Source organism: Pseudomonas sp. CF161, from assembly GCF_000416215.1.
Lineage (GTDB): Bacteria > Pseudomonadota > Gammaproteobacteria > Pseudomonadales > Pseudomonadaceae > Aquipseudomonas.
On the sequence record NZ_ATLP01000035.1, the window covers coordinates 70,533 to 90,726 of the forward strand.

At 64.0% G+C, this 20,194-nt stretch carries 18 protein-coding genes; 11 read left to right on the forward strand and 7 right to left on the reverse strand.

The window, feature by feature from the left end; translation table 11 throughout:
* Positions 1-89: 89 nt before the first annotated feature.
* On the forward strand, positions 90-1,190 hold the full coding sequence (gene gbcB, locus CF161_RS04475) for a glycine-betaine demethylase subunit GbcB (RefSeq protein WP_020295373.1): 1,101 nt from the start codon (positions 90-92) through the stop codon (positions 1,188-1,190).
* A gap of 182 nt (positions 1,191-1,372) precedes the next feature.
* On the opposite strand, the gene CF161_RS04480 is transcribed toward gbcB, so the two are convergent.
* The 3 genes from CF161_RS04480 to CF161_RS04490 all read right to left on the reverse strand — a co-directional run bounded on the left by CF161_RS04480 (position 1,373) and on the right by CF161_RS04490 (position 5,570).
* Entirely contained in the window at positions 1,373-2,197 is an 825-nt protein-coding gene (locus tag CF161_RS04480; protein ID WP_020295374.1) for a nitrilase-related carbon-nitrogen hydrolase, read from the reverse strand.
* Entirely contained in the window at positions 2,194-3,639 is a 1,446-nt protein-coding gene (locus tag CF161_RS04485) for a cytosine permease (protein WP_020295375.1), read from the reverse strand. Before CF161_RS04485 ends, CF161_RS04480 begins: the two co-directional genes overlap by 4 nt.
* Before the next feature lie 890 nt (positions 3,640-4,529).
* A complete protein-coding gene (locus CF161_RS04490; RefSeq protein ID WP_020295376.1) occupies positions 4,530-5,570 on the reverse strand; it encodes a low specificity L-threonine aldolase in 1,041 nt (346 codons plus the stop codon).
* Between the two features lie 221 nt (positions 5,571-5,791).
* On the opposite strand from CF161_RS04490, the gene CF161_RS04495 reads away from it, so the two are divergent.
* The 8 genes from CF161_RS04495 to fdhA all read left to right on the forward strand — a co-directional run bounded on the left by CF161_RS04495 (position 5,792) and on the right by fdhA (position 15,622).
* The gene (locus CF161_RS04495) at positions 5,792-6,532 is read left to right on the forward strand and encodes a TraX family protein (RefSeq protein ID WP_020295377.1); all 741 of its coding nucleotides are present in this window, start codon (positions 5,792-5,794) and stop codon (positions 6,530-6,532) included.
* Between the two features lie 269 nt (positions 6,533-6,801).
* A complete protein-coding gene (glyA, locus tag CF161_RS04500) occupies positions 6,802-8,055 on the forward strand; it encodes a serine hydroxymethyltransferase (RefSeq protein WP_020295378.1) in 1,254 nt (417 codons plus the stop codon).
* A 22-nt stretch (positions 8,056-8,077) separates the two neighbouring features.
* On the forward strand, positions 8,078-9,328 hold the full coding sequence (locus CF161_RS04505) for a sarcosine oxidase subunit beta family protein (RefSeq protein ID WP_020295379.1): 1,251 nt from the start codon (positions 8,078-8,080) through the stop codon (positions 9,326-9,328).
* Between the two features lie 14 nt (positions 9,329-9,342).
* Positions 9,343-9,645: a sarcosine oxidase subunit delta gene (locus CF161_RS04510; protein WP_020295380.1), complete on the forward strand. Its 303-nt coding sequence runs from the start codon at positions 9,343-9,345 to the stop codon at positions 9,643-9,645.
* Positions 9,642-12,659 carry a sarcosine oxidase subunit alpha gene (locus CF161_RS04515; protein WP_020295381.1) on the forward strand — a complete coding sequence of 1,006 codons (3,018 nt, stop codon included), beginning with the start codon at positions 9,642-9,644 and terminating at the stop codon, positions 12,657-12,659. Before CF161_RS04510 ends, CF161_RS04515 begins: the two co-directional genes overlap by 4 nt.
* A 61-nt stretch (positions 12,660-12,720) precedes the next feature.
* Entirely contained in the window at positions 12,721-13,353 is a 633-nt protein-coding gene (locus tag CF161_RS04520; protein ID WP_020295382.1) for a sarcosine oxidase subunit gamma, read from the forward strand.
* Between the two features lie 85 nt (positions 13,354-13,438).
* Positions 13,439-14,296 carry a formyltetrahydrofolate deformylase gene (gene purU / locus CF161_RS04525; RefSeq protein ID WP_020295383.1) on the forward strand — a complete coding sequence of 286 codons (858 nt, stop codon included), beginning with the start codon at positions 13,439-13,441 and terminating at the stop codon, positions 14,294-14,296.
* 126 nt (positions 14,297-14,422) lie between these two features.
* Positions 14,423-15,622 (forward strand): formaldehyde dehydrogenase, glutathione-independent, encoded by a 1,200-nt coding sequence (gene fdhA / locus CF161_RS04530; RefSeq protein ID WP_020295384.1) that lies wholly within the window; start codon positions 14,423-14,425, stop codon positions 15,620-15,622.
* A 183-nt stretch (positions 15,623-15,805) separates the two neighbouring features.
* Here fdhA and CF161_RS04535 read toward each other — a convergent pair whose 3' ends face one another.
* The 3 genes from CF161_RS04535 to CF161_RS04545 all read right to left on the reverse strand — a co-directional run bounded on the left by CF161_RS04535 (position 15,806) and on the right by CF161_RS04545 (position 17,836).
* A complete protein-coding gene (locus CF161_RS04535; RefSeq protein ID WP_020295385.1) occupies positions 15,806-16,375 on the reverse strand; it encodes a hypothetical protein in 570 nt (189 codons plus the stop codon).
* Between the two features lie 148 nt (positions 16,376-16,523).
* On the reverse strand, positions 16,524-17,198 hold the full coding sequence (locus tag CF161_RS04540) for an anti-sigma factor domain-containing protein (protein ID WP_020295386.1): 675 nt from the start codon (positions 17,196-17,198) through the stop codon (positions 16,524-16,526).
* The gene (locus CF161_RS04545) at positions 17,195-17,836 is read right to left on the reverse strand and encodes a sigma-70 family RNA polymerase sigma factor (RefSeq protein ID WP_043228637.1); all 642 of its coding nucleotides are present in this window, start codon (positions 17,834-17,836) and stop codon (positions 17,195-17,197) included. Before CF161_RS04545 ends, CF161_RS04540 begins: the two co-directional genes overlap by 4 nt.
* Positions 17,837-18,027: 191 nt before the next feature.
* Between CF161_RS04545 and CF161_RS04550 the strand changes: the two genes are divergently transcribed.
* Positions 18,028-18,585, forward strand: coding sequence for a DUF2780 domain-containing protein (locus CF161_RS04550; RefSeq protein WP_020295388.1), 558 nt, complete (start codon positions 18,028-18,030; stop codon positions 18,583-18,585).
* Here the strand turns inward: CF161_RS04550 and CF161_RS04555 are convergent, their stop codons facing one another.
* Entirely contained in the window at positions 18,586-19,473 is an 888-nt protein-coding gene (locus CF161_RS04555; RefSeq protein WP_020295389.1) for an acyltransferase, read from the reverse strand.
* Positions 19,474-19,673: 200 nt separating this feature from the next.
* On the opposite strand from CF161_RS04555, the gene CF161_RS04560 reads away from it, so the two are divergent.
* Positions 19,674-20,174 carry an ATP-dependent zinc protease gene (locus CF161_RS04560; RefSeq protein WP_020295390.1) on the forward strand — a complete coding sequence of 167 codons (501 nt, stop codon included), beginning with the start codon at positions 19,674-19,676 and terminating at the stop codon, positions 20,172-20,174.
* The last annotated feature ends 20 nt before the right edge of the window (positions 20,175-20,194 follow it).

Consider the following 20,194-nt stretch of genomic DNA (forward strand, 5'->3'; position numbering starts at 1 on the left):
ATGTGAATGTCGCAGATAGGTAAATGGGTGCTTCGTGCGTTACGCAGAATCGCCACCATGAAGCCGAGCACACGGCTATGGAGAACAGCATGTCCAACAGCTTCCTGAATCCGGTAACAACCCAGACCTGGGCCAATGGTCGGCATATCGTCCGTTGCGTCAAAGTCATCCAGGAAACCTGGGACGTGCGCACCTTCTGCTTCATGGCCGACCAGCCGATCCTGTTCTTCTTCAAACCGGGGCAGTTCGTGACCCTGGAGCTGGAAATCGACGGCCAGCCGATCATGCGTTCCTACACCATTTCCAGCTCGCCTTCGGTGCCCTACAGCTTTTCGGTGACCATCAAGCGCGTGCCGGGGGGCAAGGTCTCCAACTGGTTGCACGACACCCTGCACGAAGGCCAGGAGCTGGCGGTGCACGGGCCGGTGGGGCTGTTCAACGCCATGGATTTCCCCAGCCCCAAGGTGCTTTACCTCAGTGGCGGAGTCGGCATCACCCCGGTGATGTCCATGGCGCGCTGGTTCTACGACACCAACGCCAATGTCGACATGGTGTTTATCCACAGCGCCCGCTCGCCCAAGGACATCATTTACCACCGCGAGCTGGAGCACATGGCGTCGCGCATCGACAACTTCAGCCTGCACCTGATCTGCGAGAAACACGGCCTGGGCGAGCCCTGGGCCGGTTATCGCGGCTACCTGAACCACAAGATGCTGGAATTGATGGCGCCCGACTTCCTTGAGCGCGAAGTGTTCTGCTGCGGGCCGACGCCCTATATGACCGCGGTCAAGCGCCTGCTGGAGGCCTCGGGCTTCGACATGGCCCGCTACCACGAAGAATCATTCGGCGCGACCCCGGCCGAAGCCCGTGCCGACGCGGTGGAACAAGCCGAACAAGCGGCCGACGCGCCGGAAATCGACGTTGCCGACCTGCACCAGGTGGAATTCACCGCCTCGGGCAAGAGCATCCGCGTGGCCCCGGGCGAAACCGTGCACGCGGCGGCGGCCAAGCTCGGCCTGATGATCCCCAAGGCCTGCGGCCTGGGCATCTGCGGCACCTGCAAAGTGCTCAAGCTCGGCGGCGAAGTGGAAATGGAACACAACGGCGGCATCACCGAAGAAGACGAAGCCGAAGGCTACATCCTCTCCTGCTGCAGCGTGCCCAAGGGCGATGTGCGGGTCGAGTTCTGATCCCAAGGACCCGATCAGGCACTCCCCCCGTGGCGAGGGCGCTTGCTCCCGCTCGGCCGCGCAGCGGTCGCAAACCCGGAGTGCTCGGTCTATCTGAATAAATGGGGGGCAGCCATTAGGGCGGCGGCGCCCCGGAGCGCCGGCCGACCCAGCGCGAGCAAGCTCGCTCGCCACGCAGGGGGTTAGTACAAGCTCGGGCGCCGATCCAGGTGCACGTGGTTATGTTCACTGATGGACTTGTGCCAGGCCTCGGCCAGGGGCAGGTCGGCCAGCAGCAGTTGCTCCCCGGTGTGGCGGTTTTTGCCCGCCAGGGGGTAGCCGTCGGCATCGACGATGGTCGAACCGCCGACCCAATTCACCCCGCGCTCCTCGCCGCTGCGATCGCAGGCGGCAATAAACATCCGGTTCACCGCGGCATTGGCCTGTACCCGAACCATTTCCCCCGGCCGCTCGCCTGCCGGGCGCGGGCCGTCCGGCCAATTCACCGGGGCGCAGAGCAGGGCGGCCCCGGCCAGGGCCGGCAAGCGCACCCATTCGGGAAACTCCAGGTCGTAGCAGATCATCAGCGCTATCGGCCCGAAGCGGGTCGCCACCACCGGTGGCGGTTCATTGCCGGGTGTGAAGATCAGGTTTTCCCGATCCCACAGGTGAGCCTTGCGGTACACCGCCAGGTTGCCTTCGGGCTCGATCAGCACCGCACTGTTGGCCACCTGGTCTTGTGCCAGGCGCTCGCAGAAGCCGGCGACAATCACCACCTGCAGTTCTTCGGCCAGGCTTTTCCACAGGCTCAGGGCCGGGCCGTCGAGGGTTTCCGCCAGTGCCAGGGCTTCCGCCAGGTCGTGGAACACGTAGCCGCTTTGCATCAGCTCCGGCAGCACCACCACCTGGGCGCCCTGGGCCGCGGCCTGGCGGATGGCGGCGGCGCTGAGCTCGCGGTTATGGGCCAGCTCGCCGACGCGCGGCGCCAGTTGCTGGCAGGCGACTTTCAGGGTCTGTACCGGGTTCATGCGCTCGGGCCCTCCAGCAGGTGCTCGCTGGCGGCAATGGCCCGCTGCTCGGCAGCCAGATCCAGTCGCCGGGTCATCGCCCAATAGGCCACCCCGGCCACGGCCAAACCGATCACAAAGGCAATGTCGGCACCTTCCAGGGCCCGGGAAACCGGCCCCTGGTAAAAACTCAGGGACATGAACGGCACCATCGCCAGCAAACCGAGGAAGTACGCCACCAGGCCGGCACTGGACCATCGGCCGTAGATCCCGGCTGGGTTGAAGATGTCGCCGATGGCGTAGCGCCCTTTGCGCACCACATAAAAGTCGGCGAGGTTGACCGCGGTCCAGGGCACCAGGAAATACAGCATCAGCAGCACGAAGGTGTTGAAGCTGCCCAGGTAGCTCTCGGGGATATTCAGGGCGATCAGGAAGATCACCACCGCCACCAGCGAGATCCCCACCACCCGGCTCTTGAGGTTGGGTTTGATTTGCAGGAAGCCGTCGATGGCACTGATGCCGGTGAGCATCGCGCCGTAGCAGTTGACCGCCATGATGCCGATCAGCGCCGGTACCGCGATCAACACGGTAAAGGTGCCGAAGCCCGGAATCACCTGGTTGCCGACTTCACGCACGCTGCCGATGGCGTCCGGCGAGGGCAGGGCGGAGGCCAGGAATGCCCCCAGGGACATCAGCCACAGCGCCGAACCGGCGGCGCCGAGGTAGGTCCAGAAAATCACCTGGCGCGACGGCGTCTTGTGCGGCAGGTAGCGCGAGTAGTCGGAGACATACACCGAGTAGCTGATCTGGTAGCCGGCGGCGGCCGACAACTGGATCAGGAACGCCGACCAGGAAAAGTGCGCGTTGGCCACGGCGGCGTCGGCCTGCAGGGTCATCAGGGCGCTGATGGTCAGCACCGCGAACACGCTGATCATCACGTAGGTCAGCCAGCGCTGCACGGTGTGCAGCAGGTCGTGGCCGATCACGGCGATGATTACCGCGAGGATGATCATCAGCGTGTACCAGGGCGCGCGGGCGCCGGGCAGCACGGTGTTGATGGCGTCGGTGGCGAGAATCACGTTGAACACGTTGAAGCCGATGTAGACAAACACCACCGCGATAAACGGCACGATGGCGCCGCGCAGGCCGAACTGCGCCCGGGACTGGATCATCTGCGGCAAACCCATGCGCGGGCCCTGGTTGGCGTGAAAGGCCATGCAGAAGGTGCCCAGGCACACGCCGATCACAATCGCCAGGATCGCGTAGTGCAGGCTCAAGCCGAGGGCGGCACCGGTGAAGCCGGTGACCATGGTGGTGAGGACGAAATTGCCGGTAAACCAGAAGGGCCCCTGGTGCCAGACCTTGCCGTGCCGCTCGTTGCGGGGGACGTAGTCGATGGAGCGGGTTTCGATCTTGAGGGTTGACGCAGGGGCTTTGTCGGAAGCCGAGGCCAGGCTCGTCATGGGGTCGCTGCCTTGTTTTTATAGGTCGACCTTGAAGTGTCCGGGATCTGCCGGGGATGTTGAATCAGCGGCGGCAAATAATCAGTTCACGAATCTGTGAACTGATTGCAGGGCCAGGGGCGCTTGCCCTCTGTGGCGAGGGAGCTTGCTCCCGCTCGGCCGGCCGACGCTGCGGGGTGCAGGGGGCGTAACCCCGGCGTTCGCGATTTGCCTGGAGAAATGCGGTTGCCGCCATTGGGGCCGCTACGCGTCCCAGCGGGAGCTTGCTCCCGCTCGGCCGGCCGACGCTGCGGGGTGCAGGGGGCGTAACCCCGGCGTTCGCGATTTGCCTGGAGAAATGCGGTTGCCGCCATTGGGGCCGCTACGCGTCCCAGCGGGAGCTTGCTCCCGCTCGGCCGGCCGACGCTGCGGGGTGCAGGGGGCGTAACCCCGGAGTTCGCGATTTGCCTGGAGAAATGCGGTTGCCGCCATTGGGGCCGCTACGCGTCCCAGCGGGAGCTTGCTCCCGCTCGGCCGGCCGACGCTGCGGGGTGCAGGGGGCGTAACCCCGGAGTTCGCGATTTGCCTGGAGAAATGCGGTTGCCGCCATTGGGGGGGCAGGGGTCGTAAACCCGGAGTTCGCGATTTGCCTGGAGAAATGGAGTTGCCGCCGTTGGGGCCGCTACGCGTCCCAGCGGGAGCAAGCTCCCTCGCCACAAAAAAGTGCGGATGCTCCCACCGACGTCACAGGCGGCTTGCCCTCTGTGGCGAGGGAGCTTGCTCCCGCTCGGCCGGCCGGCGCTGCGGGGTGCAGGGGTTGTAAACCCGGAGTTCGCGATTTGCCTGGAGAAATGGAGTTGCCGCCGTTGGGGCCGCTACGCGTCCCAGCGGGAGCAAGCTCCCTCGCCACGTCAGGCGCTCATGACCGTACGGATATCTGCCGCCAGCTCGCGCACGCGTTCTTCTTCGGTGTCCCAGGAGCACATGAAGCGTGCGCCGCCCTTGCCGATGAAGGTGTAGAAGCGCCAGCCCTTGGCCGTCAGCGCGGCGATGGCCGGTTCCGAGAGTTGCAGGAACACGCCGTTGGCCTGCACCGGGAACATCAGTTCCACCCCCGGGATGTCGGCCACCAGGTTGGCCAGCAGTTGCGCGCAGTGGTTGGCGTGGCAGGCGTATTTGAGCCAGGCGTCGTTTTCCAGCAGGCCGACCCAGGGCGCCGAAAGGAAGCGCATTTTCGAGGCCAGCTGGCCTGCCTGTTTGCAGCGATAGTCGAAGTCTTCGGCCAGCTTGTGGTTGAAGAACAGGATCGCCTCGCCCACCGCCATGCCGTTCTTGGTGCCACCAAAGCACAGTACGTCGACCCCGGCTTTCCAGGTCAGGTCGGCCGGCGAGCAGCCGAGGAAGGCGCAGGCGTTGGAGAAGCGCGCGCCGTCCATGTGCAGGTTCAGCCCCAGTTCCTTGCAGGTGGCGCTGATGGCGCGGATTTCTTCCGGGGTGTAGACGCTGCCGACTTCAGTGGCCTGGGTCAGGGTGACCACCCGCGGTTTCGGGTAGTGAATGTCCTGGCGCTTGAGGGCGATTTCGCGGATCGATTCCGGGCTCAGCTTGCCGTTTTCAGTGCCGGCAATCAGCAGCTTGGAACCGTTGGAGAAAAATTCCGGAGCGCCGCATTCGTCGGTTTCGACGTGGGCGGTTTCCGAGCAGATCACGCTGTGGTAACTCTGGCACAGCGACGACAGGGCCAGGGAGTTGGCGGCGGTGCCGTTGAAGGCGAAGAACACCTCGCAGTCGGTTTCAAACAGTTTGCGGAAATGATCCGAGGCCCGTGCGGTCCATTGGTCGTCGCCGTAAGCGCGTTCATGGCCGTGATTGGCCTGTTCCATGGCAGCCCAGGCTTCAGGGCAGATGCCGGAATAATTGTCGCTGGCGAATTGTTGGCTCTTGTCGGTCATGGCCTGCTTCCGTGATAGGTGTCCGTAATGAGGCGCCTTGGGTAAAGGGCCTCGGGTAAGGCGTTCCTGGGTAAGGAGTGCTGCGCTGAAGATCGGTTGAAACACACATTGCGTAGCGGGCGCCGCACTATCGAGCGCCTGGTGGTGGGCACTTTACCCAAGATTGGCGAGGGTGCACACGTTCTGTTTATGCATGAAAAATGCACATTGCATGGAGATTTATGCCTGGGCCCACGCTGATCACACCTGCCGGCCGACGTGACGGCGCCCTGGACCTGCTCAAGTGGCTGGCGCTGCTGAGCATGGTGCTCGACCACCTGCGCTATGTGGGCTGGCAGGTGGATCTTCTGTATGTGCCCGGGCGCCTTGCGTTCCCCTGGTTTTGCCTGGCGATGGCGGCCAATCTGGCGCGGGTGGGCGTGGTGCAGGGCGAGGTGGCCGGGCAGTGGCGGTATCTGGGGTGGTTGCTGCTGTTCAGCCTGATCAGCGAGATTCCTTACCGCTTGTTTATTCCCGACCCCGACACCTTGAACGTGTTGCCGACCCTGGCGTTGGGGTTGTTGGTGGCCCGCGGCTGGCAGCAACGAAGGGGGACGGCGTTGTACTTGGGGGCGGCGGCCTTGGCGCTGGCGGGACTGTTCTCCGAGCGTCTGATGTTCGGCGTGTTTGGCGTGCTGTTGCCCCTGGCGTTGCTGCTGGTGATTCGCCGGCCCTGGTACTGGAGCCTGTTGCCCGGGCTGGTGTGCCTGGCAGCCAATCAATGGCAGACCCTGTTCCCGGCGGCGCTGCTGGGCAATCAGGCGGCGAGCCTGGGCATTGTCAGCTGCCTGCTGGCGCCGTTGTTGGGCATCGGCCTGTTGCGCGGCCTGCACCCGCACTCCGTGCCGCCGATGCGGCGTTGGGCCTACCTGCTGTACCCCGGGCACTTCCTGCTGTTGCTGGCGTTGCGCCAAGCGCTGTAGCCGTTGCCGCCAGGCTGCGCTGGCCCTATGTCGCACCGCGATTCTTCCAGTAGATCCTCCGGTTAGTTCTGGCCAGCATCCGAACGCGGCCCGAGCCTGGCGGCAGCGGCTACAGGGATGGGTGGGCCCATGTCGTAAACGCACCTTTGCGTGGCGTCCATAGGCATTTGGCTGGGCAGCGCCGGCCCTACCATCGCATCCAAAGGGCACTGTCGTGAGGCAGGCCTCACCGAGACGAAAGGCGCACCGCCGCCGCTGGGAGAGACGCGATGTTCAGCAAGCAAGACCAGATCCAGGGTTATGACGATGCGCTGCTGGCGGCGATGAATGCCGAGGAGCAGCGTCAGGAAGACCATATCGAACTGATCGCGTCGGAAAACTACACCAGCAAGCGCGTCATGCAGGCCCAGGGCAGCGGCCTGACCAACAAATACGCCGAAGGCTACCCGGGCAAGCGCTACTACGGTGGTTGCGAGCACGTGGACAAGGTCGAGGCCCTGGCCATCGAGCGCGCCAAGCAGCTGTTCGGCGCCGATTACGCCAACGTCCAGCCGCACTCCGGGAGCCAGGCCAATGCCGCGGTGTTCCTCGCCCTGTTGCAGGCCGGCGACACCGTGCTCGGCATGAGCCTGGCCCACGGCGGGCACTTGACCCACGGCGCCAAGGTCAGTTTTTCCGGCAAGCTCTACAACGCCGTGCAGTACGGCATCGACACCGACACCGGCCTGATCGACTACGACGAAGTGGAGCGCCTGGCGGTCGAGCACCAGCCGAAAATGATCATTGCCGGCTTCTCTGCCTACTCCAAGACCCTGGATTTTCCGCGCTTCCGGCAGATCGCCGATAAGGTCGGGGCTTACCTGTTCGTCGACATGGCCCACGTCGCCGGCCTGGTTGCCGCCGGCCTGTACCCGAACCCGCTGCCGTACGCCGATGTGGTCACCACCACCACCCACAAGACCCTGCGCGGGCCCCGTGGCGGCCTGATCCTGGCCAAGGCCAACGAAGAACTGGAAAAGAAATTCAACGCCGCGGTATTCCCCGGCGGCCAGGGCGGCCCCTTGATGCACGTGATCGCCGGCAAGGCGGTGTGCTTCAAGGAAGCCCTGGAGCCCGGCTTCAAGACTTATCAGCAACAAGTGATCGACAACGCCCAGGCCATGGCCGGCGTGTTTATCAAGCGTGGCTACGATGTAGTGTCCGGCGGCACCGATAACCACCTGTTCCTGGTCAGCCTGATTCGTCAGGGCCTGACCGGCAAGGAAGCCGATGCCGCCCTGGGCCGGGCCCATATCACCGTGAACAAGAACGCCGTGCCCAACGACCCGCAGTCGCCGTTTGTCACTTCCGGCCTGCGTATCGGCACCCCAGCGGTCACCACCCGCGGCTTCAAGGTCAGCCAGTGCACCGAACTGGCCGGCTGGATCTGCGACATCCTCGACCACCTCGGCGATGCCGATGTCGAGGCCAATGTCGCCCGCCAGGTCGCGGCCTTGTGCGCTGATTTCCCGGTTTATCGCTGAGCGCCGTTTTGGAGTAATGACTATGCAACGCTACTCGGGCTTCGGCCTCTTCAAGCACTCCCTCAGCCACCATGAAAACTGGCAGCGCATGTGGCGTACGCCGACCCCGAAAAAGGTCTATGACGTGGTCATCGTCGGCGGCGGCGGGCATGGCCTGGCCACTGCCTATTACCTGGCCAAGGAACACGGCATCACCAACGTCGCGGTGGTTGAAAAGGGCTGGCTGGGCGGCGGCAACACGGCGCGCAACACCACCATCGTGCGTTCCAACTACCTGTGGGACGAGTCGGCGCAGCTCTACGAACACGCGATGAAACTCTGGGAAGGCCTGTCCCAGGACCTCAACTACAACGTCATGTTCTCCCAGCGCGGGGTCTACAACCTGTGCCACACCCTGCAGGACATCCGTGATTCCGAGCGTCGGGTCAGCGCCAACCGCCTCAACGGCGTGGACGGCGAACTGCTCAACACCCAGCAGGTGGCGGACGAGATCCCGTACCTCGACTGCTCGAAAAACACCCGCTACCCGGTACTCGGCGCCACCGTCCAGCGCCGTGGCGGCGTGGCCCGGCACGACGCCGTGGCCTGGGGCTTTGCCCGTGCGGCGGATGCCCTGGGTGTGGACTTGATCCAGCAGACCGAAGTCATCGGTTTTCGCAAGGAAAACGGCGTGTGCATCGGCGTCGAAACCAACAAGGGCTTTATCGGCGCCAAGCGTGTCGGCGTGGTCACCGCCGGTAACTCCGGGCACATGGCCAAGCTCGCGGGCTTTCGCCTGCCGATCGAGTCCCACCCGCTGCAAGCCCTGGTGTCGGAACCGATCAAACCCATCATCGACAGCGTGATCATGTCCAACGCCGTGCACGGTTACATCAGCCAGTCCGACAAGGGCGACCTGGTGATCGGCGCCGGCATCGACGGCTGGGTCGGCTACGGCCAGCGCGGCTCGTACCCGGTGATCGAACACACCATCCAGGCCATCGTCGAGATGTTCCCGGTCTTGTCCCGGGTGCGCATGAACCGCCAGTGGGGCGGCATCGTCGACACCACGCCGGACGCTTGCCCGATCATCTCCAAGACCCCGGTACCGAACATGTTCTTCAACTGCGGTTGGGGCACCGGTGGCTTCAAGGCCACCCCGGGCTCGGGCAACGTATTTGCCGCGAGCCTGGCCAAGGGTGAAATGCACCCGCTGGCCGCGCCTTTCTCCATCGACCGTTTCCACAACGGTGCGCTGATCGATGAACACGGCGCCGCCGCTGTCGCCCACTAACAGGAGAAATCCCTATGTTGCATATCTTCTGTCCTCATTGCGGCGAGCTGCGCTCCGAAGAGGAATTCCACTCATCGGGCCAGGCCCACATCCCGCGTCCGCTGGACCCCAACGCCTGCACCGACGCCGAGTGGGGCGACTACATGTTCTTTCGCGACAACCCCCGTGGCCTGCACCACGAACTGTGGATTCACGCCGCCGGTTGCCGCCAGTATTTCAACGCCACCCGCGACACCCTGACCTACGAAATTCTTGAAACCTACAAGATCGGCACCAAGCCGCAATTCACCGCCAAGGCTGCTGGAGAGAAGGTATGAGCCAGACCAATCGGCTGTCCAACGGTGGCCGCATCGACCGCAACAAAGTCCTCAGCTTCACCTTCAACGGCCAGACCTACAAAGGCTATGAAGGCGATACCCTGGCCGCCGCGCTGCTGGCCAATGGCGTGGACATCATCGGTCGCAGCTTCAAGTATTCGCGGCCACGGGGCATCTTCGCCGCCGGCGCCGAAGAGCCGAACGCGGTGCTGCAGATCGGCGCCACCGAAGCCACGCAAATCCCCAACGTGCGTGCCACGCAACAGGCGCTGTACCAGGGCCTGGTTGCCACCAGCACCAACGGCTGGCCCAGCGTCAACAACGACATGATGGGGATTCTCGGCAAGGTCGGCGGCAAGCTGATGCCGCCGGGCTTCTACTACAAAACCTTCATGTACCCGCAATCGTTCTGGATGACCTACGAGAAGTACATCCGCAAGGCCGCGGGCCTGGGCCGCTCGCCGACCGAGAACGACCCGGACAGCTACGACTACATGAACCAGCACTGCGACGTGCTGATCGTCGGCGCCGGCCCTGCCGGCCTGGCCGCAGCCCTGGCGGCGGCGCGCAGCGGTGCGCGGGTGATACTGGCCGATGAACAGGAAGAATTCGGCGGCAGCCTGCTCGACAGTCGCGAAAGCCTGGACGGCAAACCGGCGGCGGAATGGGTGGCCACGGTGATCGCCGAACTCAAGGCGCTGCCGGATGTGCTGCTGTTGCCACGGGCCACGGTCAACGGCTACCACGACCATAATTTCCTGACCATTCACGAGCGCCTCACCGACCACCTCGGTGATCGCGCGCCCATCGGCCAGGTGCGCCAGCGCATCCACCGTGTGCGCGCCAAACGCGTGGTGCTGGCCACCGGCGCGTGCGAGCGGCCGCTGGTCTACGGCAATAACGACGTGCCGGGCAATATGCTGGCCGGCGCGGTGTCGACCTACGTTCGCCGTTACGGCGTGGCCCCGGGCAAGAAACTGGTGCTGAGCACCAACAACGACCACGCCTACCGCGTGGCCCTGGACTGGCTCGACGCCAGCCTGCAGGTGGTGGCCATCGCCGACGCCCGCAGCAACCCGCGCGGTGCGCTGGTGGAAGAGGCCCGGGCCAAGGGCATTCGCATCCTCACCGGCAGTGCGGTGATCGAAGCCCGTGGCAGCAAGCACGTGACCGCCGCGCGAGTGGCGGCGATCGACGTCAAGGCGCACACCGTGACCAGCCCCGGCGAGTGGCTTGATTGCGACTTGATCGCCAGCTCCGGTGGCTACAGCCCGGTGGTGCACCTGGCCTCGCACCTGGGCGGCAAGCCGACCTGGCGTGAAGACATCCTGGGTTTTGTACCCGGTGAAGCACCGCAAAAACGCGTGTGCGTCGGTGGCATCAATGGCGTCTACGGCCTGGGCGATTCCCTGGCCGACGGTTTTGAAGGGGGCGTGCGCGCCGCCAGCGAAGCCGGGTTCAAGAGCGTGGAAGGGGTGTTGCCCAAAACCCTGACCCGCCTTGAAGAAGCGACCCTGGCGCTGTTCCAGGTGCCCCATGAAAAAGGCACCTCGCGGGCGCCCAAGCAATTTGTCGACCTGCAAAACGACGTCACCGCCGCCGCCATCGAACTGGCCACCCGCGAAGGCTTCGAGTCGGTGGAGCACGTCAAGCGCTACACCGCTCTCGGTTTTGGCACCGACCAGGGCAAGCTCGGCAACGTCAACGGCCTGGCGATTGCCGCCCGCTCGCTGAACGTCAGCATCCCGCAGATGGGCACCACCATGTTCCGGCCCAACTACACGCCGGTGACCTTCGGTGCTGTGGCGGGTCGGCACTGCGGGCACATTTTCGAGCCGGTTCGCTTTACCGCGCTGCATCACTGGCACCTGAAAAACGGCGCCGAGTTCGAAGACGTCGGGCAGTGGAAGCGTCCCTGGTACTTCCCGAAAAACGGCGAAGACCTGCACGCCGCCGTCAAGCGCGAATGCCTGGCCGTGCGCGACAGCGTCGGCCTGCTGGACGCCTCGACCCTGGGCAAGATCGACATCCAGGGCCCGGACGCCCGCGAGTTTCTCAACCGCATCTATACCAACGCCTGGACCAAGCTCGATGTGGGCAAGGCGCGCTATGGCCTGATGTGCAAGGAAGACGGCATGGTCTTCGACGACGGCGTGACCGCCTGCCTGGCCGACAACCACTTCCTGATGACCACCACCACCGGCGGCGCGGCGCGTGTGCTGCAATGGCTGGAGATCTACCAGCAGACCGAATGGCCGGAGCTCAAGGTGTACTTCACCTCGGTCACCGACCACTGGGCGACCATGACCCTGTCCGGGCCCAACAGCCGCAAGCTGCTGAGCCAGGTCACCGACATTGACCTGGGCAACGAAGCCTTCCCGTTCATGACCTGGAAGGAAGGCCTGGTGGGCGGCGTGCCGGCGCGGGTATTCCGGATCTCGTTCACCGGCGAGCTGTCGTACGAAGTCAACGTCCAGGCCGACTACGCCATGGGCGTGCTGGAGAAGATCGTCGAGGCCGGCAAGGCCTACAACCTGACCCCCTACGGCACCGAGACCATGCACGTGCTGCGGGCCGAGAAGGGTTTCATCATTGTCGGCCAGGACACCGACGGCTCCATGACCCCGGACGACCTGAACATGGGCTGGTGCGTGGGGCGGACCAAGCCGTTCTCGTGGATCGGCTGGCGCGGGATGAACCGTGAAGACTGCGTGCGCGATCAGCGCAAGCAACTGGTGGGCCTCAAGCCGATCGATCCGACCCAATGGCTGCCGGAGGGCGCGCAACTGGTGTTCAACACCAAGCAGGCGATCCCGATGAGCATGGTCGGCCACGTCACCTCCAGCTACGCCCACAACTCACTGGGGTATTCGTTTGCCCTGGGCGTGGTCAAGGGTGGCCTCAAGCGCCTGGGCGAGCGAGTCTTCGCGCCCCTGGCCGATGGCCGCGTGATCGAGGCGGAGATCGTGTCTTCGGTGTTCTTCGACCCCAAGGGTGATCGCCAGAACGTGTAGCCGTGAGCCTTGCCCTGTTCCTCTGGCAAGGCTCCAACAGAATTCAACACAGGTGCTCCATATGACCGCTGCCAATGTTTACCAGCAACGCCCGACCACCGGGGCCAAGGCCGAGTCGTCGCTGCATCACGCCGACCTCGCCAGCCTTGTGGGCAAGGGCCGCAAGAATGCCGGCGTGACCGTGCGTGAAAAGAAACTCCTGGGCCACCTGACGATTCGTGGCGACGGCCATGACCCGGCCTTTGCCGCCGGGGTGCACAAGGCCCTGGGCATCGAATTGCCCGGCGCCCTGGCGGTGATCGTCAAAGGTGAAACCAGCCTGCAATGGCTCGGCCCGGATGAGTGGCTGCTGATCGTGCCCGGCGGTGAAGAGTTCGCCGCGGAAAAAAGCCTGCGCGAAGCCCTGGGCGAGTTGCATATCCAGATCGTTAACGTCAGCGGCGGCCAGCAGATCCTCGAGTTGTCGGGGCCCAATGTGCGCCAGGTGCTGATGAAGTCCACCAGCTACGACGTGCACCCGGACAACTTCCCGGTGGGCAAGGCGGTCGGCACGGTGTTCGCCAAGTCGCAGCTGGTGATCCGCCATACCGCTGAAGACACCTGGGAACTGCTGATCCGCCGCAGCTTCTCCGATTACTGGTGGTTGTGGTTGCAGGATGCCGCCGCCGAGTACGGCCTGAGCGTCCAGGCCTGAATGCTGTGCCGTGGTGGCCGGCGCCCCCGCCCCGGGAGGCGCCCGCTCCACGACCGGCCTTTTCTTTACTCAGGAGTCGTCAACGATGAGCCGCGTCCCAGACACATGGATTTTGACCGCCGATTGCCCCAGTGTGCTCGGCACGGTGGACGCGGTGACCCGCTTTCTGTTCGAGCAGGGTTGCTACGTCACCGAGCACCACTCCTTCGATGACCGGCTTTCGGGCCGTTTCTTCATTCGCGTTGAATTTCGCCAGCCCGAGTCCTTTGACGAGCAGGGGTTTCGCGCCGGCCTGGCCGCCAGGGGCGAGGCGTTCGGCATGGTCTTCGAACTGACCGCGCCCAATTACCGGCCCAAAGTGGTGATCATGGTCTCCAAGGCCGATCACTGCCTCAACGACCTGCTGTACCGCCAGCGCATCGGCCAACTGTCGATGGACGTGGTGGCGGTGGTGTCCAATCACCCCGATTTGAAACCTTTGGCCGACTGGCACCAGATTCCCTACTACCATTTCCCCCTCGACCCTAACGACAAACCGTCCCAGGAGCGCCAGGTGTGGCAGGTGATAGAAGAGTCGGGCGCCGAGCTGGTGATCCTTGCGCGCTACATGCAGGTGCTGTCGCCGGAGCTGTGCCGCAAGCTCGACGGCAAGGCGATCAATATCCACCACTCGTTGCTGCCCGGTTTCAAGGGCGCCAAGCCGTACCACCAGGCCTACAACAAAGGCGTGAAGCTGGTGGGCGCCACGGCGCATTACATCAATAACGACCTGGACGAAGGCCCGATCATCGCCCAGGGCGTGGAAGTGGTGGACCACAGCCATTACCCCGAGGACCTGATCGCCAAGGGACGCGATATCGAAGGCCTGACCCTGGCCCGCGCAGTGGGCTATCACATCGAAAGACGGGTGTTCTTGAACGCCAACCGCACGGTGGTGCTTTAAGGGCAGCGGCAAGTTTCAAGCGACAAGCGACAAGTAACAGCGGTATGCACACTTCTTGCGGCTTGTAGCTTGCCGCTTGAGGCTGCTTCAACTCTCTTCACAACAACAACTACAGAGGTGACTTGCATGTCTGGTAATCGTGGCGTCGTGTATCTCGGCAACGGCAAGGTCGAAGTACAGAAAATCGACTATCCCAAAATGCAGGACCCCCGTGGCAGGAAGATTGAGCACGGCGTCATCCTGCGCGTGGTTTCCACCAACATCTGCGGCTCCGACCAACACATGGTGCGCGGCCGTACCACCGCCCAGACCGGCCTGGTCCTGGGGCATGAAATTACCGGCGAAGTGATCGAGAAGGGCAGCGACGTCGAGAACCTGAAGCTCGGTGACCTAGTGTCGGTGCCGTTCAACGTGGCCTGCGGGCGCTGCCGTTCCTGCAAGGAGCAGCACACCGGGGTGTGCCTGAGCGTCAACCCGGCGCGCCCGGGCGGTGCCTACGGCTATGTCGACATGGGCGACTGGACCGGCGGCCAGGCTGAATACGTGCTGGTGCCTTACGCCGACTTCAACCTGCTGAAGCTGCCGGATCGCGACAAGGCCATGGAGAAAATCCGCGACCTGACCTGCCTCTCCGACATTCTGCCCACCGGTTACCACGGTGCGGTGACGGCGGGTGTAGGGCCCGGCAGTACCGTGTATGTGGCCGGTGCCGGCCCGGTCGGCCTGGCGGCTGCGGCGTCTGCCCGCTTGCTGGGGGCGGCGGTGGTGATCATTGGTGACGTCAACCCGATCCGCCTGGCCCACGCCAAGGCCCAGGGTTTTGAAATCGCCGACCTGTCCAAGGACACCCCGCTGCACGAACAGATCGCGGCCTTGCTCGGCGAGCCGGAAGTCGATTGCGCGGTGGACGCCGTGGGCTTCGAAGCCCGTGGTCATGGGCATGACGGGGTCAAGCACGAGGCTCCGGCCACCGTGCTCAACTCGTTGATGGGCGTGGTACGGGTGGCGGGCAAGATCGGGATTCCCGGCCTGTATGTGACCGAAGACCCGGGTGCGGTGGACGCCGCAGCCAAAATGGGCAGCCTGAGCATTCGCTTCGGCCTGGGCTGGGCCAAATCCCACAGCTTCCACACCGGCCAGACCCCGGTGATGAAGTACAACCGCCAATTGATGCAAGCCATCATGTGGGACCGGATCAAAATCGCCGACATCGTCGGGGTCGAAGTCATCAGCCTCGACGACGCCCCTCGCGGCTACGGCGAATTCGATGCCGGCGTACCGAAGAAATTCGTCATCGACCCGCACAAACTGTTCAGCGCTGCTTAACTCCAGCCGCAACAAACAGGGCGACCCACGGGTCGCCCTTTTTTTTCGCGCCCCACCGCCCGTAGCCGCTGCCGAAGGCTGCGCTGGTCCTATCTGGCGCCGTGGCGTGTCAGGTGTATGGGTGTTATTTCGCCGCCTCAACGACCGGCTGCTGGGAGGTAAGCCCCTGCGAAGCAGAACCGCTCAAAACCCCCGCCCCGGGTAGTCAAACCAGTGTGCGCCCGATAACACGTCTTCAATCTGCGCCTGGCTGTACAGCCCGGGCGCATCGCGTTGGTAGCGTGATCGCCATTGCGGCAGCCACCAGTAGTTGAGTGCGGTTCCCCTGGGGGTCATGACCAAGCCCAGCACTGAGGCATCGATAAGCCCACGCTGATACAGCTCATGGCTGCGATCCATAAAACCGAGGTAGTAATCGATAGGCAGGTTAAGCATCAGCATCACGGTGTGCACCTTTTCGGTCTGCGTGCGCTGGGGGTTTTGCAGAAGGCTCAGGGCTTCGCAGTAGTGCTGCCGGGGTTCGCGTGCGAGGGCGTGGGCGGCGGGCAGTTCGAGAACGGTAAAGGGACTGCCGTTGTCTCTCCAATCGGCCCCATCCGTGGCGTCGGCGTATTCGGCGATAACCGTGCCCAAGGGGCCGGAGGTGGTTGCTTCGGCGCTGCATACAGCCTCATCGACCGGCGTACCCACTCTCCAGATGCCAATCAATGTGGCCAGGCCCAGCAGGCCGCAAACATACAGAAAACGTCTCATTGTGCTTCGCTTATAACGCCGAAAAAGGGTGAATCCTTCACACCAGCACCCCCTGGCCGGTCTGAGGCCAGGGGGGGGCGCGGCATTTTCAATCAGCTTGGGTTCGAACGCTATCTCGGGGCTGATTTTTCATGTCAGTCCACGAGGCTCACAACGCCACCAATGGCCCCTGATACAACACCGGCCCGGTCGGTTGCCCGGTGGGCGAGCCGCCGTGAGGTTCGAGGCTGACGGCCAGGGCGATGGGGGTGCCCAGCAGGTCGCGTTGGGCCTGGGTCAGGTTGATCCGGCCCTTGCCGCCCACCGGCACCACGCCCAGGGAGATGGGTTTGCCGTCGGCCGGTACGGCCCACAGCTCCAGGCTGCGGTCCAGGCCGACGGTGGCCAGGGCCAGGGGTTCGACCTGCAGGTATTGGCCATGGGCCTGGATCTGCAACGCCGGTTGCTGGCTGGCGCTGAGCAGGGTGGCGCTGTAGCGCACACTGTCGCTTTGGTAGATGAAGCCGATGTACAGCGAGGCCAGCACCGCGCAGGCGGCGACCACCAGGCGCAGACGCATCCACAGCGATTGCTTGGGCGGCACGTGCAGGCGTTGCGGTTCGATGCGGGCCTGGATCGCCTGCCACACCCGCTCCGGCACGTCCTGCTCCGGGAGCGCGTGGGTCAGGCTGGCGAGGTGTTCCTGCCATTGCGCGACTTCGGCGCGCAGGGCCGCGTCATCCAGCAGCAACTGCTCGAAGCGGCGTCGGGCCGCGCCCTGCATCAGGCCGATGCTGTAGTCGGCGGCGAGGGCACGGCGCAGGGCGGGGGTCTGGTAATTCATGATTCAAGGCACCTGCGCAGGCGCTCCATGCCGCGACGAATCCACGACTTGACCGAGCCCAGGGGCGCGGCCAGGTGTTCGGCCAGTTCCGAGCACGACAGGCCCTGGAAGTAGGCCACGCTGATGGACTGGCGCTGCATGCTTTCCAGGGTCGCCAGGCAGCGGTTCAAGGCGCTGGCATCGCGGGCGCGGTCCAGTTGTTCGTGGGCCGACAGGCTCTGATCCTCCAGCTGTTGTTCTTCCAGCGCGCCCAGGGGCCGTTCGCGGTGTTTGCGCAACTGGTCGATGGCCTGGTTGCGAGTGATGTTGATCATCCAGGTCAGCGGCGCGGACACGTGCGCCTGGTAGCGCGAAGCGTTGTTCCAGATGCGCACGAAGCTTTCCTGCAACACCTCTTCCGCCAGGTCGCGGCGGCCCATGAAGCGCAGGGCCACCCCGTGCAGTCGCGGCGCGACGCTGCGGTACAGGGTTTCGAAGGCATGCCGGTCACCCAGTGAGCACTGGGCCAGCAGCTGTCTGAGCTGATCGGTATCGACAGTGGAAATAACCGTTCTCCAGGCAGTCCAGGGGTGAGCCCAAGGCGACGGGCCGCGAAGGTGGCTTGAGGTTAGTCCAGGGTGGGCGGTTGTTCCATGCATCAGGGTGTCCTCCAGGCCCTTGGATATACGTGGGCAAGCGGCTGGCGGATGCACCCCGTTGGTTTTTTTTCAGGAGCGCTGTTCTCGCCTCGCGCCGACCAGCGTTCGGAACATTACTTGGGGAATTCAGTCAAAAAACTGTTTTCCATCCCACTCTTGAGGATGGCGCAGCGTTCACTGAGGTTGGCTCGATGAAGATTTCACGCGGTTTGCTACTGGCTTCGCTGATGACCCTGGCGGCGAGCCCGGTGTTTGCGGGGTTCAACCTGGGTGATGTGGCCGGGGCCATTGCCGGCGCCCAGGGCAACAAGGCCGGCGAGGCGGCCACCACCCCGCAAGCGGCCGGCTTGCTCGATACCCTGGGTTCGCACTTGAACGTGTCGCCGGAGCAGGCAGTGGGCGGCGCCGGAGCCATGCTCGGCCTGGCAAAAAACCAGCTCAGTTCCACCGATTACGCGCAGTTGGCGAAAAGCGTGCCGGGCCTGGATCAACTGACGGGCAACAATGCCCTCGGCGGGCTTGGCGGTTTGGGTGGTTTGCTCGGTGATTCGGCCAAATCCCCGGCCCTGGACGGGCTGCTGGGCAATGTGAAAAACACCAGCGACCTGAACAACACCTTTGGCGCCCTGGGCATGGACAGCGGCATGATCGGCCAGTTTGCGCCGTTGATCCTGCAATACCTGGGGCAGCAGGGCGTCGGTGGTTCGTTGCTGCAAAGCCTGAGCGGCATCTGGGGCACTGGCAGCTGATCAACTGCCCTCGGCGCGCAATTGGGCGATGCGCTGATCCTTCTCGGTCCAGAGCTGGTTGACCCAGTTCTGGATCTGCTGGCGGAAGGCCGGATCGTTTTCGTAGTCGCCCTGCCACAATGTCGGGTCCAGCTCGCGGGTGCGGATGTCGATGATGACCTTGGGCACCGCGCCGCTGATCAGGTCCCAGAAGCCCGGAATCGTCGGCTGTGGATAGACCACGGTCACATCCAGAATTGCATCCAGCTGCTCACCCATCGCCGCCAGCACAAAGGCCACGCCGCCGGCCTTGGGCTTGAGCAGATGGGTGAAGGGTGACTGTTGCTGCGCGCGCTTGGCCGGGGTGAAACGGGTGCCTTCCAGGTAGTTGACGACGGTCACCGGCTGGCGCTTGAACAGCTCGCAGGCCGCGCGGGTGATCTCCAGATCCTTGCCTTGCAACTGCGGGTGTTTGGCCAGGAAGGCCTTGCTGTAGCGTTTCATGAAGGGGTAGTCCAGCGCCCACCAGGCCAGGCCCAGGAACGGCACCCAGATCAGTTCCTTCTTGAGGAAGAACTTGAAGAACGGCGTGCGCCGGTTGAGGGTCTGGATCAGCGCCGGAATATCGACCCAGGACTGGTGATTGCTGATCACCAGGTAGGAGGTGTCGACCCGCAGCCCCTCGCCGCCGCGAATGTCCCAGCGGGTGGGGATGCACAGGGCGAAAATCAGCTTGTCGATCTCGGCCCAGGTTTCGGCGATCCACATCACCGCCCAGGACGCGTAGTCACGCAGGCGCCCCGGCAGGACCAGCTTGAGCAGGGCAAACACCATCAGCGGGCCGAACAGGACCAGGGTGTTGAGCAACAGCAGCAGGGTGACGAAACAGCCGGTGAGCAGGCGGCGCATAAGGCACTCTTGAAATCATTTTGGCGCGCCATGATAAGCAGCTTCGGCGAACAGGCCAAACCCCAGTGTGCTGACGAATGTTTCACCCATGGCCGGGTATGCTTTTCATTCGCTGCGCCGCTAACGCGGTGGCGCTGGCGAACGAATCCAGCGGCAAGGGTCTAAAATCCCGCTGCCCACTCTTCAAGGAACCCCACCACGTGAAAGCCGTCCTTGCTCTTTTGTCCCTCCTGGCCCTGCCGGTCATGGCCGCCGAGCCAACCCTCTACGGGCGCTACGAAAACATTCGCCTGCCGGAAATCGGTGAAACCCTCAAGGCCAAGATGGACACCGGGGCCCTGACCGCCTCGCTGTCGGCCAAGGACATCGAGACCTTCACCCGTGACGGCGAGGACTGGGTGCGCTTTCGCCTGGCCACCAAGGACGCCGATAACAAGGTCTACGAACACAAGGTGGCGCGGATCAGCAAGATCAAGAGTCGCTCCGACGAAGATGACGAGAAGGACGAGCCGCAGTCCGCCAAGCGTCCGGTGGTTGACCTGGAAATGTGCCTGGGCAACGTCAAGCGCACGGTGGAGGTCAACCTGACCGACCGCAGCAGCTTCAACTACCCGTTGCTGATCGGGGCCAAGGCCCTGCGCGAATTTGGCGCGGCGGTGAACCCGGCCCGGCGTTACACCGCAGACAAACCTGACTGCTGATGGCTGCTGCATCTGATTGA

Bases quoted from the DNA above. Each gene is read 5' to 3' on its own strand.
- gbcB (WP_020295373.1), top strand. From the start codon at position 90: ATGTCCAACAGCTTCCTGAATCCGGTAACAACCCAGACCTGGGCCAAT.
- CF161_RS04480 (WP_020295374.1), bottom strand. From the start codon at position 2,197: ATGAACCCGGTACAGACCCTGAAAGTCGCCTGCCAGCAACTGGCGCCG.
- CF161_RS04485 (WP_020295375.1), bottom strand. From the start codon at position 3,639: ATGACGAGCCTGGCCTCGGCTTCCGACAAAGCCCCTGCGTCAACCCTC.
- CF161_RS04490 (WP_020295376.1), bottom strand. From the start codon at position 5,570: ATGACCGACAAGAGCCAACAATTCGCCAGCGACAATTATTCCGGCATC.
- CF161_RS04495 (WP_020295377.1), top strand. From the start codon at position 5,792: ATGCCTGGGCCCACGCTGATCACACCTGCCGGCCGACGTGACGGCGCC.
- glyA (WP_020295378.1), top strand. From the start codon at position 6,802: ATGTTCAGCAAGCAAGACCAGATCCAGGGTTATGACGATGCGCTGCTG.
- CF161_RS04505 (WP_020295379.1), top strand. From the start codon at position 8,078: ATGCAACGCTACTCGGGCTTCGGCCTCTTCAAGCACTCCCTCAGCCAC.
- CF161_RS04510 (WP_020295380.1), top strand. From the start codon at position 9,343: ATGTTGCATATCTTCTGTCCTCATTGCGGCGAGCTGCGCTCCGAAGAG.
- CF161_RS04515 (WP_020295381.1), top strand. From the start codon at position 9,642: ATGAGCCAGACCAATCGGCTGTCCAACGGTGGCCGCATCGACCGCAAC.
- CF161_RS04520 (WP_020295382.1), top strand. From the start codon at position 12,721: ATGACCGCTGCCAATGTTTACCAGCAACGCCCGACCACCGGGGCCAAG.
- purU (WP_020295383.1), top strand. From the start codon at position 13,439: ATGAGCCGCGTCCCAGACACATGGATTTTGACCGCCGATTGCCCCAGT.
- fdhA (WP_020295384.1), top strand. From the start codon at position 14,423: ATGTCTGGTAATCGTGGCGTCGTGTATCTCGGCAACGGCAAGGTCGAA.
- CF161_RS04535 (WP_020295385.1), bottom strand. From the start codon at position 16,375: ATGAGACGTTTTCTGTATGTTTGCGGCCTGCTGGGCCTGGCCACATTG.
- CF161_RS04540 (WP_020295386.1), bottom strand. From the start codon at position 17,198: ATGAATTACCAGACCCCCGCCCTGCGCCGTGCCCTCGCCGCCGACTAC.
- CF161_RS04545 (WP_043228637.1), bottom strand. From the start codon at position 17,836: ATGCATGGAACAACCGCCCACCCTGGACTAACCTCAAGCCACCTTCGC.
- CF161_RS04550 (WP_020295388.1), top strand. From the start codon at position 18,028: ATGAAGATTTCACGCGGTTTGCTACTGGCTTCGCTGATGACCCTGGCG.
- CF161_RS04555 (WP_020295389.1), bottom strand. From the start codon at position 19,473: ATGCGCCGCCTGCTCACCGGCTGTTTCGTCACCCTGCTGCTGTTGCTC.